A 16814-nucleotide genomic window follows, 5' to 3' on the forward strand; every position below is an offset into this window, starting at 1 on the left:
TTCGGCGAAGGCATCGCCGTTCTCGCTGGCGATGCCCTCCTCACCCAGGCCTTCGAAATCGCCGCCCTCAGCCCATCCTGGCCCCGCTACACCCATAAGGATCTCGTCCTCGAAATCGCCCGCGCCTCCGGCTCCCTCCAACTCATCGCCGGCCAGGTCGCCGACCTCGAAGCCGAAGGCAAACGCATCTCCACCGCGCAACTCAAGTATATCCACGAACGCAAAACCTCCGCACTCCTCTGCTGCTCCGTCCGACTCGGCGGCATGAGCGCCAACTGCACCCCCGCCCAACTCAAAGCCCTCACCGACTTCGGCTACAACGTCGGCCTCGCCTTCCAAATCATCGACGACATCCTCGACGTCACCCAAACCAGCGAACAACTCGGCAAAACCGCCGGCAAAGACACCAAGGCTCAGAAAGCCACCTATCCCTCCCTCATCGGCCTCGAAAAATCCCGCAAAATCGCCACCCAACTCACCAACCGCGCCTTCGACGCCCTCAAAACCTTCCGCGGCCAGGCCACCGCCCTCGAAGCCCTCGCCCAATACCTCCTCCAACGCAACAAATAACCACCCAACCCGGCCATCCAAAAATTTCACCATCCAAAAATTATTTTGTAGGCCATTTAACTGCCGATAACTGCCACCCATCCCATTTTCTTTAACAACCGACCGCTGACAACGGACGCCCGACAAGCTGTCTGATCTGTCTGCACCTCTTTGGACATCGCTACCCTTCCGACAAACAAGAAAAAGCCACCCAAACCGTCTTGGAACAGGCAGAGTTACTCTGCGCCGACTGGACCACTTAATTCCCCGTTCGCGTATTGGCCCGTCCGGAAGGACTTTCGCGGTAAACCCGTTTCCCCGTCCCGTTGCCCCCATCCGCGTTCATCTGAGTCCATCCGCGGTTAAAAACTTTTGTGCTTCTTGTGCCTCTTTGTGGCCATCATCCATCCTCGCATCCTTCGCGCCCAATTGTGCTTTCCCGTCGCCATCCTCAATCACTGCCCCGCATAATACGCATCCACCTTCGCCGCCACATCTTTATAACCAATATCCATCTCGTAAATCACCTTGAACTGCTCAATCGCCTCCTCACGCTTCCCCATCTTCTCCAGGATCGTCCCCAGCGTATAAACCAAATCCTTCTTCTCATCATCAAACACCAGCTTCTCCTTCAACGCCTCCTGCAATCGCCGCGCCGCGATATCATTCATCCCCCGCTTCGCAAAACAATTCGCCAGGTAAGTCATCGCCTGAATACGCTTGTTCGGATTATTGATCGCCTTCTGAAACTCCTGGATCGCCTCCGCAATCTTCCCCGAATCATAATAAAGCTGCCCCAACTCAAAGCGAATCCCCAAATCCGTCGGATACCGATCCGACCGCTCCTTGCACTCCGCCAAACGAAACGCCCGCTGCTCCTCCCGAATCTGCGCCGCCTTCTCCTCATACTCCGGCGAACTCGGATCCAGCAACGTCAACGAATGCTCGTACTTCTTCACCTTCGTCTCCGCAATCTTCCGCTGCATCGAAGCATCCGCGCCCCCATCCACCTCCACGATTTTTGCAAACCAACCCAGCCCCTTATCAAACTCATTCCGCTGCACGTACAAATCGCCCAAGTCCCGCATCAACTTCAAATTCTTCGGCTCCAACTTCACCCGCGTCTCATACTCCCTGATCAACTTCTCCGTCACATCCTCCGACCGCTGATGCCGGTTCTCCTGTTCCAGCGACACCGCTTCCTCCTTATTCCGCAACACATCCCGGTACGAACCCTCACCATCCGCCAGCGCCCCATAACCCCCTTCATCCATCGTTTTATTCGCCGACACATTCTTCAGCGCCACAAAAATCTCATTATCATTCGGATAAACCGCCCGCAAATTCTCCAACACCTGCTCCGCGCGACTCCGCTCACCCGCCTCCGCCAGGGCATGCGACAACTCAATCACCAACTCCTTATCCTTCGGCGACCCCTTGACAAGCAAGTCCAGCGACATCACCGCCGTCTTCGGCATCCCACTCGCCAACGCCGCATCCGCAATAATCTTGTGCGCCGACGAATTCATCGGGTCCGCGCTTAAAATTTGCTCCGCAATCCCAATCGCCTCGAACGGATTATTCCGCAACGCCAACTGCGCTCGCGCCACCTGCGGCGACGCACTCGCCCCGCTGAACATCTTCTTGAAAAACCCGCCGCCCCCCTTCACCTTGCTTAACTGCGCCATCCGCAAAGCCTTGCGACAATCATAATTCGTCGGCTCCCTGTCCAAAATCTGGGAAAACAAGGCAATCGCGTAATCAAAATTCTCGCGTTGCAAAGCATCCATCCCCTTCGTGTGCAACCCCCGAAGCTCCCTCGGCAACTCATTCACAGTTTTCTCACCCATGAAAAAATAATGACATCCTCCACGCAAAAATCCATACCAATTTGTTCCAATAACGGTGGAATGAGACTCCCGTCGAATTCTGACATTTTCCCGTTTTCCCGATCTGAAAATCTGACAATCCATAATTAATTTTGAACTGCCGTTAACTGCCGGTAGGTGCCGCCAGCCGCCGCTTCCCCTCCAAACCCTTTCGACATGATCTTCAATCTTTCAGTTTCCAAATGATGGTGGAGCGAGACTCCGTCGAGTTCTAATATTGTGTTTTCACTAGTTCTCATAAAAAATTTCTACCGTTATATGGCGTTATAAGGCGTTATTTGCCGTTATATGGCGTTAGACGATTCCCATTCGAACCTCGAAACTCGCTCTCCGAAATTTCCCAACCTTCCGATACCTACCGTTGGCTTCCGATACCTTCCGAACCCGGGTACACGTATTAATTGAAAATTGGCCTTCTCCAGCTGCCTGCCACATTTCCGACCCGCTCCTATCTGTAAGTTCTTTTCCATTCGCAAAACAAAAACCGTCATTCGAAAATCCCTTGGCTTCCGATCCGTCCGGACTGCTTGCCAAGTAGCGCAGGCTTGTAGCCTGCTGTATCGCCGATTTGCAATCGGCCATGCTCCTGCAACAATCCAATCCACCAAAGCCCTTCCATTTCGATTTCAATTTCCAGAAACTTAATCCTCTTTGTTTTCATTTTGACTCCTGTCAAAAAATTTATGGCGTTGGCTCTTTCGCCTTCGAACCTCGAAACTCGACATTCGAAATTCATTTTCATGCTCCCATCATAAGAGGGGGGTGGGACATCCGCTGTCCAACCCCCTAAACAATCTTTCTTTGACCATCAACCACTTACCAGGAATTACTCAAAAAACTACCGTTTTCCTTTTAATTGGTGAAGCGTGCTGCCCATTGAAAACCCCAAAGGGGTTTCGTATTACAGCCCAATGGTTGCACCTGCCGTCTAGGTGCTACCTTGGGTTTGCATCGTTTTAAACTACACTGACTGCCGACCCCGTCGGCGCGAGCCCAGACGAGCATCCTGCCTTCCATCCGATCCAACAAACTCTCAACTCCCCGTCTATCCACTCTCAACCTCCGCCTCAATCCCATCTTGCTATCCCCCCGCAACTTACCTATCCTTGTAGCCAAAAGGACCCGACCTAACGTCCCATCATGACGCCCGAACAACTCGCACGCCAAAAAATCGACGCGCAACTCGCCGCGTGCGGTTGGACTGTGCAAGATTAGCCGTCATGCCTGATTCCCAGCTTATCGAACGATCCAACAAAACCACCCAGACGTAAAATCATGTTATTTGAAAACCAGGATACGCCAGTGTCTCTTGCTGAAATTCAAAGTCTGGAAGCAGAACTTGGAATACGTTTTCCCGATTCGTTAAAAAAGTTGTTTCTGGAGAATAATGGGGGAAGTCCGATTCCATATGTGTTGCGAACGGAAGACCATTATACAACCGTCAGTGAAACGCTTCCCATGAAATCGAGCAAAGGCAGGGGGACTGCTATTGATAGTTACAAGACCTTGGTTTTAAAGCGTAACCTTGTCCCGAGACAGTTATTCCCATTCGCCGTGGATTCTGGGGGCGACTATTTTTTTGTCGATTGCACACCGAGCCGCGAATTAGTCTATCTCTACAAAGCCGACTGCACTTTCGGAGAGAACCTGAGCAACCTTTGCATGTCTCTGGAGAATTTTTGGAACAGCCTTGTTGACGAGGAATAGCTGCCGCAGATGGGACAGCCCTGTCCGCGAGATCCGCGAGATCCGCGAGCCCAAGCGAGCAGCCTGCCTTCGATCCGACAAACTCTCAACCCTCAGCTGTCCCCGCCGCCTCCCCTCCGCGAGGGCCAAAGGCCCGCCCCAAACCAGCCTGGGGAGAAGCGCAGAGCGCGGAGCCCCAGGTAAACGTTTTCCCTCACCACCCACACTTTGCGGCCTGTGGCCGCGCGAGCCCAAGCGAGCATCCTGCCTTCCATCCGATTCAACAAACTCTCAACTCCCCGTCTCTCAACTATTCCCAAAACTCCCTTGCAACCCCATTCCATTCCCCTACAATCGCTTAAATCCAAGACGGTCAAAATTTTAGGAACCAAACTGACTCACAATAGATGTCCAAAACCGTCCCGAAAAACTCCACCCCCAAAACCAACGGTAAGGTTAACGGTCCCACCAAATGGAAACCGGCGCGGATTGAACTCGGTCTTCGTGCCGTTCGCGCCAACGTCAGCCCGTGCAACGCAAAGAGCTTCTGTCGTGTTTTTAGTTCCAACATTTCCTTCATTACTCTCGCCCAGATGCATTGCTGAAGATTTGATCGCCCTACAGTCGTTTCTATGAAAATCACATTCGTCGAGATTCAGAATTTCCGGAAGCTAAAGTCGGTGAGAATTGACTTTAGTGAGAAGACGACGCTGCTAGTTGGTGCAAACAACAGCGGTAAGACTTCGGCTACTGTGGCATTGCGGCAGTTTCTCGTGGAACCGCAAAAGTTCTCCACAAATGATTTCACGCTCTCCAATTGGGCGTTGATCGAAGCTATCGCCGCAAAATGGGAGGAGCAAGCCGACAAACCTAACGTTCCTGCTCCGGAGCTTAAAGATTGGGAGCTAGCGCTACCATCTCTCGACATCTGGCTAGAGGTGGGTGCAGGCGAAATCCACTATGTGCGCGGATTACTACCGACGCTAGACTGGGCAGGGGGACCCTTAGGAGTGCGCCTGCGATTTGAACCCAAAAAGATCGACGACCTACACAGGGATTTTTTGGCGGAACGCAAAAAGGCGAAAGACGTGGTCGAGGGGCGCCACAAGAAGCCTAGGTTGTGGCCCGAAAGCATGCGCAGTTACCTTGATCGCCGTTTGCGTGCTCGATTTACGGTGCAAGCATATCTCCTGGACGCAGCCGCCTGCGTGAAGCCGTCGAATGGTATTGCAAAGCCTCAGCCTTTGCCTAAAGGAATTGGTTCCGTCGACGGTAATCCGCTCGACGGATTGATTCGTGTGCATGCAATCGCCGCGCAGCGAGGACTGGGCGAAGAGGACCGGCAATTCGCCGATGCCGAGGGTGAGACTGTTGTAGAAGGCCGAAAGGCACTTTCAGAGCAACTTAGGACTTATTACAAAAAGCATCTCGATCCCACTGATTCCCTGACGCCAAAGACTTGGATGCCTTGGAAGCAATCGAACAGTCCGAAAATGCCTTTAATACACGGCTTATGGACGGCTTCGCGGATGCAATTAAAGAATTGGAAGAACTAAACTATCCCGGTATTGCCGACCCGAAATTGAGGATTGCCACATTGCTTCGACCAACTGATGGGCTCAATCACAGCGCCGCGCTGCAGTATGAACTGGGCGTTCAAGCGGGTAATACCTCGGCTTCTCAACTCCGGTTGCCAGAGGAATACAACGGGCTCGGTTACCAAAACTTAATCTCGATTGTTTTTCGGTTGATGGCGTTCCGAGATTCCTGGATGCGGAAAGGTAAAGCTGCGAAAATGTCGGTGCTGCAGACCGAGAAAAAAACGCTCTTGGCGCCATTGCACTTGGTGATTGTAGAAGAACCTGAAGCACATCTACACCCTCAAGTGCAGCAGGTCTTTGTTCGGAAGGCATATGACATTTTGCGAACGCATCCTGATCTTGAAGACAAAACGACGCTACGAACACAGCTTTTAGTGAGCACGCATTCAAGCCATGTCGCTCATGAATGCCCATTTTCAAGTCTTCGTTATTTTCGTCGTTTGGCTGCGCCAACTGATGGAGTGCCGACATCAGCGGTCATTAACTTGTCTGAGGTGTTTGGTCCGAATGACAAAACAGAGAAATTTGTCACTCGATATATTCAGGCTGTTCATTGCGACCTATTTTTTGCCGATGGTGCAATTTTGGTGGAGGGTGACGCAGAGCGAATTCTGGTGCCACACTTTATCCGGAAGCATTTCCCCAAGCTACACCGCAGCTATGTGACTGTAATGCAAGTCGGGGGCAGCCACGCTCATCGATTGCAAAGCTTAATCGAACACCTCGGTCTTACAACACTGATTATTACTGACATTGATACTGGCGAGGCTGGGGGACATCATAAGTCGATACCTCCCATGCTGGGGGACGGACAAGTCACAAACAATGCTACTCTCAAGATGTGGCATCCCCGAGAGAAGTTGTTCGATAAATTAATAGAGCTGGACGAAAAGGCGAAGGTGAAAACCTCAGACTTTCCACAGTTTTCAGTTCGAGTTGCTTATCAGATTCCCGTCTCCGTGCAACTGGAGCCGACGGCAACGGTCGCCGAGGCGTTGCCCTCTACATTTGAGGACGCGCTTGCATTTGAAAACTTAGAGCTGTTTAGAAACACTGGTGGTAATGTAATTGAAGGCGGAGATCTAGTTGAAAGATTCAAGGCCATTTTGAATACACCGCCGGTGATCACGGAACTGGCGAAGGAGATTTCTGAGGCTGTTCGAAAGACCAAAGGTAAAGCGGAATTCGCTCTCGACCTCCTACTGATTAAGGAGGACCTAGCGAAGGTCAAGGTCCCGAAATACATAGAGAACGGATTAGAATGGCTTGAGTGCCAACTCAGCGAGAATGAACAACTCGTCTTGCAGTCCGCGAAGACCTCTACATCAGCACCGGCAGCCTCAGTGGCGCCGACTGAGGAAGCATTGTCACCAGCAACTGTCCTAGCATGATCACAAAGACAGAAAGTCTGAACGAAACCATCGACAATCATGCCGATGTCGAGATAGATGGTTGCCTCGATCTCGATAAACCGACGAGCTTCTTCTTGTTTGCAGGTGCAGGTTCTGGCAAAACTCGCTCTCTCGTGAAGGCTATCAGAGGACTGCGCGAAAGGAGTGGAATTCGGATGCGTTTGCGTGGGCAACAAATCGCCGTGATTACCTACACGAATGCGGCCTGCGATGAAATTACTCGTCGGCTTGAATTTGATCCACTCATTTGCGTAAAAACCATCCACAGCTTCGTTTGGGACCTGATTCAGGGATTTAACACAGACATTAGGAAGTGGCTGAAGGTCAGTCTCACCGAAGAGATAAGGACTATTCAAGAAGAGCACACAAAAGGGAGATCGGGAACGAAAGCGGCTGCGGACCGAGAACAGAAAATTGTCGCGCTTCAGAAGCGCCTCGACCTTCTCGATGGCCTTAGTGGATTTGTGTACAGTCCCACCGGGGAAAATCGCACTCGAGGCTCACTTAACCACGCCGAAGTTATCAAAATAGGTGCGGCCTTCCTTAAAACAAAGCCGCTGATGCAGGAACTTCTCATCAGCAAGTTTCCGGTTTTGCTCATTGATGAAAGTCAGGACACGAGCAAGTTGCTTATGGAAGCTTTTTTCGCAGTACAAGCAGCACACGATAACTCATTTTGCCTCGGATTAATTGGCGATACTATGCAACGAATTTACTCCGATGGGAAGGTGGATTTGGGAAGAAACTTGCCAGCCGACTGGAAGAAACCCTCGAAGGTGATAAATCACCGTTGCCCTCATCGGGTGGTAAAGCTGATCAACAAAATCCGCTCTTCAGCTGCGATCGATGACCAGCAACAAAAAGCTCGCACCGAGGCCAGTGAGGGGCATGTTCGCTTCTTCATCGTGCCGAGCCTCGATGTCAACAAGAGCGAATGCGAGGAACAGGTCAGAAAACGAATGGCGGCAACAACTGGTGACAACGAATGGCTTCGCTTGGACGGTGTGAAAGTCTTAACCCTTGAGCATCACATGGCGGCCCAGCGCTTGGGATTCGCAGAAATGTTCAGACAACTCGACGGGGTAGCTGACTACAAGACTGGCCTTCGAGATGGTTCACTCCCACTACTGCGCTTTTTCTCCGAAATAGTTTTGCCCTTGGTGACCGCAAAACGCGAGGGGAATGAATTCGCAGTGGCGGCGCTGATGCGCCAGAACTCGCCACTTCTTAGTAGAGAAGCCCTGTTCGAAATTGGGACTAACCAAGCTGCTCAAGTGAAGGCCGCGAAGACTGGCGTCGAGGCGCTCTTGGCGCTTTTCACCGGAGGTGCGCAGCCCACTTTTCTCGCCGTCCTTAATTCTATCGCGGACACCAAACTTTTCACGATTCCAGAAAGTCTTTTGCCATTTGTATCTGACAAGGCGGCTTCAGAACCAACCTCAAGCGAGACCGAGGAAGCCGATGAAGAAGAGAGCGCCACGAAAACTCTAGTGGCAGTTCGGGCCTTTCTCGATACCCCTTTTCAGCAGATTAAGCCGTACGCCGATTACGTGCTCGGCGATTCATGGTTCGCGACTCATCAAGGAGTAAAAGGTCTCGAATTCCCCCGTGTTCTTGTAATCATGGACGATGAAGGTGCTGGTGGATTTCTCTTCGGATTCGAAAAGCTTTTTGGAGCAAAAGAGAAGAGCTCAAGCGATATAAGGAATGAACAAGACGGCAAGGAAACATCCGTGGACCGCACGCGCAGACTGTTTTACGTTACATGTAGTCGTAGTCAAAACAGTCTCGCATTAGTTGCCTACTCCGCTAATGCCAAAATGGTGCAAGCAACGCTGATCGAGCAAGGCTGGTTCGAGCAACTTGAAATCGAATTGTTATCTTTGCCGGCAGTGGCCTGAAGAAACCCGATATCTCAATACTTTCGGATGAATTTCTTGCTGAAGTCCACGGCATGCCGCAATGTTGGTTTTTTCACAACCCGCAATACGTAACCCCCCCAATCAGACAATTTGAAAATCTGCTAATTTGCCTTACGTTTCAAGGTGTCTGCCCTCGACATCCAATTCATCAACAACAGCGTCCACCTCCCTAAACTCGGCCTCTGGCTCGATGCCCACGACCCCATCACAACCGCCGAAACCGTCTTCATCAGCCACGCCCATTCCGACCACACCGCGCCCCATCGCGAAGTCATCCTCAGCGAACCAACGTCAAAATTCATGTTCGCCCGCATCGGCGGCACGCGACAGGAACACATTCTGAAATTCGGCCAACCCGCCACCTACGAATACAACGGCACCGGCTACCAAATCACCCTCGTCCCCGCCGGCCACATCTTCGGCAGCGCCATGTCCCTCGTCGAAGCCGAAGGCCAATCGCTCCTTTACACCGGCGATTTCAAACTCCGCCCCAGCCGCTCCGCCGAACTCTGCGAACCGCGCCCCGCCGACATCCTCATCATGGAAACCACCTTCGGCCGGCCCAGCTATCAATTCCCGCCCACCGACGAAGTCATGCAAGGCGTCATCCGTTTCTGCCAACAAGCCATCGACAACGACGAAACCCCCGTCCTCTACGGCTATTCCCTTGGCAAAAGCCAGGAACTCCTCCGCAGCCTCGGCCAGGCCGGACTCCCCATCATGCTCCATGCCGCCGTCCACAAACTCACCGAGATTTACAAAAACTTCGGCCAAACCTTTCCCGACTACGAACTCTACGACGCCGCCACGGCCCACGGCAAAGTCCTCATCTGTCCGCCGCACATCGCTGGCACCGCCATGCTCCGTAAACTCGGCAAAACCCGCACCGCCATCCTCACCGGCTGGGCCGTCGATCCCGGCTGCCGCTACCGCTACCAATGCGACGCCGCCTTTCCCATCAGCGACCACGCCGATTTCCCCGACCTCATCGAAATGGTCAAACGGGTGAACCCCAAAAAAGTTTACACCCTGCACGGATTCGCCGCCGATTTCGCCCAAACCCTCCGCGAACTCGGCTACAACGCCCAGGCTTTGAGTCAACAGGAACAATTCACCCTCGACCTCGCCGCCGAACTCAAAAACAAAATTACCAAACCCCGCACCAAAACCAAATCCACCGCCGACAACCAAACCACCGCCGCGACCAACAATGGCAACGGCAACAATAACCACTCCAACGGCAGCCATTCATTCCAGGATTTCGCCCAAGCCTGCGCCACCATCGCCGCCGACAGTCGCAAACTCGAAAAAGTCCGCATCCTCGCCGAATACTTCCGCCTGCTGCAGGAAAGCGCCGTCCCCATCACCGCCACCTGGCTCACCGGCCAGCCATTCCCCAGCAGCCAAAACAAAACCCTCAACGTCGGCTGGGCCGCCCTCCGCAACGCCCTTTGCGGAATCGACGACCTCACACCCGAAGCCTTCCACCAGATTTATCTCAAGCACAGCGACCTCGGCGAAACCGCCTTTGAAATCTTCCAGACCCGCGCCGCCACGCTCACACCCACATTGACCGTCGAACGCGTCAACGAACTTTTTCACCAACTCCAGGCCGCCGCCGGTTCACTTGCCAAGCTCCCATTGCTCCTGCGCGCTTTGGAACTCTGCACCCCGCTCGAAGCCAAGTATCTCATCAAAATCATCACCAGCGACCTCCGCATCGGCCTCAAGGAAGGCCTCGTCGAAGAAGCCATCGCCCGCGCTTTCGACCTTCCGGCAGAGCAGGTGAGACAAGCCAACTTGCTCCTCGGCGACATCGGCGAAACCGCCCGCCTCGCCAAACGGAACGAACTCGCCAACATCGGCATCCAACCCTTCCGCCCCGTCAAATCCATGCTCGCCTCGCCCGAAGAATCACCCACCACCGTCTGGGACCGCATCCAAAGCGCCCACCATGAGCGCAGCGGAGCAGGGGACGGCGGCCCCGTCCCAGTCTGGCTCGAAGACAAATACGACGGCATCCGCTGCCAACTCCACAAGGTGAATGACCGCGTCGCCCTCTATTCCCGCGACTTCAAGGACATCACCACCACCTTCCTCGACCTCGCCGATGCCGCCCGCCACCTCCCCGTCGATTTCATCCTCGACGGCGAAATCCTCGCCATGCGTGGCGACCGTGCCCTCCCATTTTCCGATCTCCAAAAACGTCTCGGCCGCCGACAAGGCGACCTCTTCATGCAGGAAGAAGTCCCCATCAAATACGTCGCTTTCGACCTCCTCTGGCTGAATGGCGAAAATTATGTGAACCATCCTCTGCAACAACGCCGCGAAAAACTCGAATCCCTCCCGTCGCTGCCCGAAAACTTTCGCCTCGCCCAAATCACCCAGGCCAACTCCATCAACGAAATCGCCAACACCTTCGACCAAGCCCGCGAGCGCAAGAACGAAGGCCTCATGGTCAAGGACCCCACCAGCCTTTACATGCCCGGACGCCGCAGCCTCGCCTGGTTGAAATTGAAAATGGCCTACGCCACCCTCGATTGTGTCGTTGTCGGCGCCGAATACGGCCATGGTAAAAGAAAATCCGTCCTCAGCGATTACACCTTCGCCGTCCGTGACGAAAACACCGACGAACTAAAAACCATCGGCAAAGCCTACAGCGGCCTCACCGACATCGAGATCGCCCAACTCACCGAACACTTCCTCGCCAAAGTCATCCGCCAACGCGGCCGCTTCCACGAAGTCGAACCCGACACCGTCCTAGAAATCGCCTTCGATCGCATCCAACCCAGCAACCGCCACAACAGCGGCCTCGCCATGCGCTTCCCCCGCATCCTCCGCATCCGCACCGACAAATCCCCCGCCGAAATCGACACCCTCGCCACCGCCCGCCAACTCGTGAAATAGCCTCGAGTTATTATCCATTCTCCATCCTCACCCCTTCTTCCCCGCCATTCGCCGAAAGGCACGCGAATTGCTTTCCATAATTCAGGAATGAGCAACCCAGAGACTGTCCTTAACCCTGACACGCACGTACCAGTTCCGAGCATCGGAAAACCTGAACCGTTCCCATTGACGGAATTTGCCGGCGGAATCGAGGCCACCGGGGTATCCGCCACTTACACCATCGGCCTCATCGTTGTCGCCATCGGCATGCTGCTCCTTATCACCGCCTACATCGGTCTCATTGGCCTGGCTGGTTACTGGGGATGGTATCATATCAGACACAATACATTTCTCATGAGTGGATCTGGCGGCAATTTGACCAAAATGCTCATCTATCTTACGCCAGCCTTTGCAGCCGGAACCCTCATTTTTTTCATGATCAAACCGTTCTTTGCCGGGCGCGGCAAGGGACCAGCAAACTATTCTCTGACCCCGCAAAGCGACCCCATCCTCTTTGCTTTCATCGCCAAAATCTGCGAGACGGTTAAAGCTCCTTTGCCATCCCGTGTCGATGTCGATTGCCAGGTCAATGCTTCCGCCAGCTTCCGTCGCGGCCTCCTCAGTCTCGCTGGCAACGACCTCACGCTCACCATCGGCCTGCCCCTGGTTCAGGCCATGACCATGGAGGAACTTGGCGGCGTGCTCGCTCACGAGTTTGGCCACTTTGCCCAAGGCGCCGGCATGCGCTTGACCTTCATCATCCGCACCATCAACAATTGGTTCGGCCGCGTCGTTTATGAACGGGATGAATGGGATCTCAAACTCGCCCAAATCGCTTCCAGCATTCCTATACGCATTGGCATCTTCCTCCATCTCACCCGCCTTTGCATTTGGTTGAGTCGAAGAATTCTCTGGGTTCTGATGCATGTAGGCCACGGTTTGAGTTGCTTCATGCTCCGCCAGATGGAATACGACGCGGACAGTTACGAAGCCAAGGTCGTCGGCAGCCAGGTCTTCGCCCAAACTAGCGCCAAACTGCATAATCTCTCCGCTGGTTCGAGTTGGGCTTATCACCAAATGCGCGAAAGCTGGCGCAACCGCCGCCTGCCGGAAAACCTCCCGCTCTTCATCAGTCTCTCCGTCCATAATCTCCCGCCCGACGTGAAACAAAAAATCGACGAAGCGAAGGGCAAGCGAAAAACCCGCATCTTCGATACTCACCCGTGCGATGCCGACCGCATTCGCGCCGCCCAGGCGCTCCAGCAGGCGGGAGTGTTCCACTGCGATGCTCCAGCCGCCGATCTGTTCAGTGACTTCGCCGGTCTGAGCAAGACGGTCACCCGTTTTTATTATCAGGATGACCTCGAGCTCAAAATCACCGAGCACAATCTCGTTGCCCAGGATCTCTCGATCAAGGATGGCCAATCACAAGCGGAAGGCCACCGCTCTCTGACCGCCTTCTTCTTCAACCTGCACCTGGCCTATCGCCCCATTTTTCTTTCCGAAGAATTCTCCACCGTCCCCGTCGCCAATCTCATTGAAAACATTAACAAAGCCCGTGCCGCCATGGCTTCATCGCAGAAGGATGTTGCCGCCGCTTTGAAGCAATACGAAGAGGCTGAAGCCCTTTACCAACGCGGCCTCAATGCCGTCAATCAGTCCAATCAGCAGGCTGGCGAAAAGGCTCTGGCTACGATGCAAAACCTGCTTCCCGCCATCTCCGCTTTCGAACAACACGCTCAAACCCGTCTCTCATCCGCCCTCGCGCTGTTGAACCATCCTGACATTGCCTCCAAAATAACTGAGGCCGATGCATTGAAGGCGGAAGCCGCTCAACTCAGTCCGATTTTCAGCAGCCTTGGCCGCGCTTTTGAACAGTTGCAGGAACTCCGCCGCGGCTTCGAAGCTCTCACAGCGATGCTGGAGATGCGCCGCGATTCCAAACGTAAAGAACGCGTGGAGCAAAGAATTTCCCATCTGAGTCCCCAACTCGAATCATTTATCAAGGCCATCCGCGTTCAACTTGAAGGATTGCCCTATCCTTTCCCGCACGCCCGCGAAGAAATCACCCTCGCCGAATTCGCGCGTAGCGACATCCCCGCCACCCAAAAACTCGAAGCCCTCTTTAACAACTGCAACTGCCATCTCAACCGGCTTCTACCCCTGTATCAACGCCTCCTCGGTCGCCTGACGTTCATCGCATCCAAGGTCGAGGAACAAATCTAAGTCTGGTCCAGTCCTGTTTAAACTTGAAATTCACAAATCAAACTTCTCCGCGACCTTAATTTCCTCAAGATTTATTGACACGTGGTTAAACTGCCCTAATCCTTTTTCGAAATGAAAGTGCGTGGCAGTAAATCCTTTCTCCCTGTTTACTACCATCCAGACAAGATGGTAATCGCCACCGGAAAGGTGAATCCGCATACGCAGGCCGCCGGTTGGAATGGGGAAACAAAATCCTTTGGTCAGGTTGCCACCCCGCAGGCCATTGCAGAATTAATGGCTCGGTGGGTTATGTCGAAAAAGCCCGAAGCCGTTCTCGATCCGGCCGCAGGCCTGGGCGGTTTGCTGCATGAATGCCGGCGCTTTGATCAGCAGGTCAGCCTGATCGGAGTGGAACGCGACCAGCAGACATTGAATCAGGCAAAGAATTCTGCACCTTCTGGCACAAAATTAATCTTTGCGGATTATTTGATGACGAAGACCGGCCAGTTTCCCGGCATCATTGCCAACCCACCATACGTGAAGGCGCATCGATTGGATTATTCCGAAGATGTTTGGCGCAGTTTTGAACAATGTTTTGGCACACGCTTGGATCGGTTGACGAATCTTTACGCGCTATTCCTCCTCAAAATCTGGGAGGATCTGGCTCCCCAGGGCCGTGCCGCTGTGCTGCTCCCGGCCGAGTTTCTTAACGCGAATTTCGGAGAAGAAATAAAGCAACATCTGATCGAGGTAATCCGTCCTCCCGGAATCATTGTTTTTGAGCCAGGCTTGAACCTGTTTCCCGATGCTCTCACCACGAGTGCGATTGTATTTCTGGAAAAGAAACATTCGAAAACCTCGCGCTCACTGCTGACCAAGGCTGATTCCCTGGAAAATGCCGAAAGCTTCCTCTCGCAACAACTCTTGAAGTCCGCCTCCAATCGAAGTGACAAGGTTATTGAGTTGGCGAATTTGAATCCGCGGGAAAAGTGGCTGAATTTTCTTTTGCATGGCACCGGTACAAGTGTCGGCGCCAAGTTCCCGCGCACCGTCGGAGACTTTTTTACCTGCCGCCGTGGAATTGCCACCGGTGCGAACGATTTTTTCTGTTTGAACAACTCTGCTTTGCGCACCCATGGCCTTACCCTCGTGCACGTTGAGCCGTGCATCACCAAGGCAACGGATGCTTCGGGTCTGATTTTTTCATCCCAAAAATTCACCCAACTCGCCACCTCGGACCGTCGTTGCTACCTCTTGAACCCTCGAGAAAACGGACCTGCGCTTACTGCTTACCTTCAAAAAGGGGAAAACTTGCAGATTCCTGCGCGCCATCTCCCAAGTCATCGGCCTGTTTGGTATCTGCCTGAAAATCGAGCCGCAGCCGATATCTGGGTCGCCGTGTTTTCGCGTGAGCGCGTGAAATACATTTTGAACACCTCGGGTGCCAGGAATCTGAGCTGTTTTCATGGCCTTTATGCAAAACGTGGCTGCGAAAAGCTCGCCCCACTGTTAACACTTTATCTCAACAGTTCCTGGGGCGCAGAAGCTTTCAAGCAGGTGAATCGCTTTTACGGCGACGGACTCAACAAGCTCGAACCAAAAGATGTCGAGGCATTGCGTTGCCCGGAATTGCCTGAACCATCAACAACCAATGAGCGACATCTTCGCACCGAGTTGCTGCGCATCGAGCAACTTTCCATTGAAACGAGACGGGCAGAAATTGACGAACTTACCCGGGAGATTCTTGGCCTGTAGATTGGGTTTGATCTGAAGAATTTCTGCCTTTTTCTGTGATTCTTGTGTCTTCTCGTGGCCAGCAGTCTTTTTCTCCGTGGCTTGGTGGGGAACTACCGGCGACTACTCACGCAAAAATCTGCAACCACCGCTGCCCCGTCAACGCCATTCGTACCACATCGCGCTTCCGATTGGCCACCATCGCATCCTCCAGAAAAACTCCCTCCAACTCGAACCCAAACTTCCCGTTCAAATTGATATTCCGGATGTTGATATCCAGCGAGTGCAGGTAAACCTTCTGAAATTTCCTGATCTCAAATACATTGTACAGGAACAGAAACGTCGCCCTTTTGCCAATCCCCTTGCCATGCATTCTCGCATCACCCACCAGCTTGCGCATCTCCAGCTTCAGCGCATCGCCGTCGATATTTTCCGCCCCCATGATGCCTGCCAGCTCATTCTTGTAGAGAATGGAAAAATATTCGCGATTCGGATTTTGAAAATACTGAATCAACTCCTTCTCCGATTCAGGAAACTTGGGATAAAAACTCTGCTGAATGTCCGGCGCTTGCAACCAGCTCAAAATCTGTGGAATCGCCTCCAGCCCCATTGGCGCAATGCTCACCTCCTGCACACTCAACCGACTGGCCGTCAACCATTCATCCTGCACATTCTTGAGCGTGAAATGGCTGTTATAATAATCCGCCTGCTTCGTGCTTGGCGCGCTCTTCTGGATCACGTTGTCCAGCAAGTGCCCGGCCACGCTTAAAATCTCGGTCTCGTTGACCCCGTAATTAATCAGCTCGTTGTAAAAACTCTTGGCGACGAGTCTGAGCATCTGTTCATGGTGCTGACGCACCCCGGGCGGGCATTCCACATGTTTTTTCATGATTTAAATCCTCATAAGGATTCGAGGAATTCTTTGATCAT

Annotated in this window: 13 protein-coding genes and 1 pseudogene; 10 read left to right on the forward strand and 4 right to left on the reverse strand. The window is 53.2% G+C overall.

What is annotated here, in order from left to right; all coding sequences use genetic code 11:
• Positions 1–570, forward strand: a 570-nt coding sequence (locus CFLAV_RS34275; RefSeq protein ID WP_007416746.1) for a polyprenyl synthetase family protein, incomplete at its 5' end; no start/stop codon positions are given.
• A gap of 434 nt (positions 571–1004) precedes the next feature.
• On the opposite strand, the gene CFLAV_RS20545 is transcribed toward CFLAV_RS34275, so the two are convergent.
• The 3 genes from CFLAV_RS20545 to CFLAV_RS35985 form a co-directional block, all read right to left on the reverse strand.
• Positions 1005–2399, reverse strand: a complete 1395-nt coding sequence (locus CFLAV_RS20545; RefSeq protein ID WP_160164628.1) for a tetratricopeptide repeat protein — start codon at positions 2397–2399, stop codon at positions 1005–1007.
• Positions 2400–2524: 125 nt separating this feature from the next.
• Complete coding sequence (locus CFLAV_RS35655) at positions 2525–2677, reverse strand: hypothetical protein (RefSeq protein WP_007416748.1); 153 nt, start codon at positions 2675–2677, stop codon at positions 2525–2527.
• Between the two features lie 248 nt (positions 2678–2925).
• On the reverse strand, positions 2926–3099 hold the full coding sequence (locus tag CFLAV_RS35985) for a hypothetical protein (protein WP_007416749.1): 174 nt from the start codon (positions 3097–3099) through the stop codon (positions 2926–2928).
• 614 nt (positions 3100–3713) lie between these two features.
• On the opposite strand from CFLAV_RS35985, the gene CFLAV_RS20560 reads away from it, so the two are divergent.
• The 9 genes and pseudogenes from CFLAV_RS20560 to CFLAV_RS20590 all read left to right on the forward strand — a co-directional run bounded on the left by CFLAV_RS20560 (position 3714) and on the right by CFLAV_RS20590 (position 15905).
• Positions 3714–4145, forward strand: a complete 432-nt coding sequence (locus CFLAV_RS20560; RefSeq protein ID WP_007416750.1) for an SMI1/KNR4 family protein — start codon at positions 3714–3716, stop codon at positions 4143–4145.
• A gap of 386 nt (positions 4146–4531) precedes the next feature.
• Positions 4532–4729, forward strand: coding sequence for a hypothetical protein (locus tag CFLAV_RS35065; RefSeq protein WP_007416752.1), 198 nt, complete (start codon positions 4532–4534; stop codon positions 4727–4729).
• A gap of 27 nt (positions 4730–4756) precedes the next feature.
• Positions 4757–5680 carry an AAA family ATPase gene (locus CFLAV_RS37425; protein ID WP_007416753.1) on the forward strand — a complete coding sequence of 308 codons (924 nt, stop codon included), beginning with the start codon at positions 4757–4759 and terminating at the stop codon, positions 5678–5680.
• The gene (locus CFLAV_RS37430) at positions 5593–7116 is read left to right on the forward strand and encodes an AAA family ATPase (protein WP_202796930.1); all 1524 of its coding nucleotides are present in this window, start codon (positions 5593–5595) and stop codon (positions 7114–7116) included. Before CFLAV_RS37425 ends, CFLAV_RS37430 begins: the two co-directional genes overlap by 88 nt.
• Positions 7113–9038 (forward strand): UvrD-helicase domain-containing protein, encoded by a 1926-nt coding sequence (locus CFLAV_RS20575; protein ID WP_007416755.1) that lies wholly within the window; start codon positions 7113–7115, stop codon positions 9036–9038. Before CFLAV_RS37430 ends, CFLAV_RS20575 begins: the two co-directional genes overlap by 4 nt.
• Positions 9017–9100 (forward strand): annotated as a pseudogene (locus CFLAV_RS37895) (type I restriction enzyme endonuclease domain-containing protein); the annotation flags it as partial. The gene CFLAV_RS20575 and the pseudogene CFLAV_RS37895, both read left to right, overlap by 22 nt.
• Before the next feature lie 82 nt (positions 9101–9182).
• On the forward strand, positions 9183–11966 hold the full coding sequence (locus CFLAV_RS20580; protein ID WP_007416756.1) for an ATP-dependent DNA ligase: 2784 nt from the start codon (positions 9183–9185) through the stop codon (positions 11964–11966).
• Positions 11967–12053: 87 nt separating this feature from the next.
• Positions 12054–14171, forward strand: a complete 2118-nt coding sequence (locus CFLAV_RS32780) for a M48 family metalloprotease (protein ID WP_007416757.1) — start codon at positions 12054–12056, stop codon at positions 14169–14171.
• Between the two features lie 111 nt (positions 14172–14282).
• Entirely contained in the window at positions 14283–15905 is a 1623-nt protein-coding gene (locus CFLAV_RS20590) for an HsdM family class I SAM-dependent methyltransferase (RefSeq protein WP_007416758.1), read from the forward strand.
• A 106-nt stretch (positions 15906–16011) separates the two neighbouring features.
• Here CFLAV_RS20590 and CFLAV_RS20595 read toward each other — a convergent pair whose 3' ends face one another.
• Positions 16012–16773 (reverse strand): GNAT family N-acetyltransferase, encoded by a 762-nt coding sequence (locus CFLAV_RS20595; RefSeq protein ID WP_007416759.1) that lies wholly within the window; start codon positions 16771–16773, stop codon positions 16012–16014.
• Between the last annotated feature and the right edge of the window lie 41 nt (positions 16774–16814).

The organism is Pedosphaera parvula Ellin514 (assembly GCF_000172555.1).
GTDB lineage: Bacteria > Verrucomicrobiota > Verrucomicrobiia > Limisphaerales > Pedosphaeraceae > Pedosphaera.

What these genes read in the sequence shown, in the direction of transcription:
- CFLAV_RS20590 (WP_007416758.1), top strand. Translation starts at nt 14,283, where the DNA reads ATGAAAGTGCGTGGCAGTAAATCCTTTCTCCCTGTTTACTACCATCCA.
- CFLAV_RS20595 (WP_007416759.1), bottom strand. Translation starts at nt 16,773, where the DNA reads ATGAAAAAACATGTGGAATGCCCGCCCGGGGTGCGTCAGCACCATGAA.
- CFLAV_RS35985 (WP_007416749.1), bottom strand. Translation starts at nt 3,099, where the DNA reads ATGAAAACAAAGAGGATTAAGTTTCTGGAAATTGAAATCGAAATGGAA.
- CFLAV_RS35655 (WP_007416748.1), bottom strand. Translation starts at nt 2,677, where the DNA reads ATGAGAACTAGTGAAAACACAATATTAGAACTCGACGGAGTCTCGCTC.
- CFLAV_RS37425 (WP_007416753.1), top strand. Translation starts at nt 4,757, where the DNA reads ATGAAAATCACATTCGTCGAGATTCAGAATTTCCGGAAGCTAAAGTCG.
- CFLAV_RS20545 (WP_160164628.1), bottom strand. Translation starts at nt 2,399, where the DNA reads ATGGGTGAGAAAACTGTGAATGAGTTGCCGAGGGAGCTTCGGGGGTTG.
- CFLAV_RS20575 (WP_007416755.1), top strand. Translation starts at nt 7,113, where the DNA reads ATGATCACAAAGACAGAAAGTCTGAACGAAACCATCGACAATCATGCC.
- CFLAV_RS32780 (WP_007416757.1), top strand. Translation starts at nt 12,054, where the DNA reads ATGAGCAACCCAGAGACTGTCCTTAACCCTGACACGCACGTACCAGTT.
- CFLAV_RS35065 (WP_007416752.1), top strand. Translation starts at nt 4,532, where the DNA reads ATGTCCAAAACCGTCCCGAAAAACTCCACCCCCAAAACCAACGGTAAG.
- CFLAV_RS20560 (WP_007416750.1), top strand. Translation starts at nt 3,714, where the DNA reads ATGTTATTTGAAAACCAGGATACGCCAGTGTCTCTTGCTGAAATTCAA.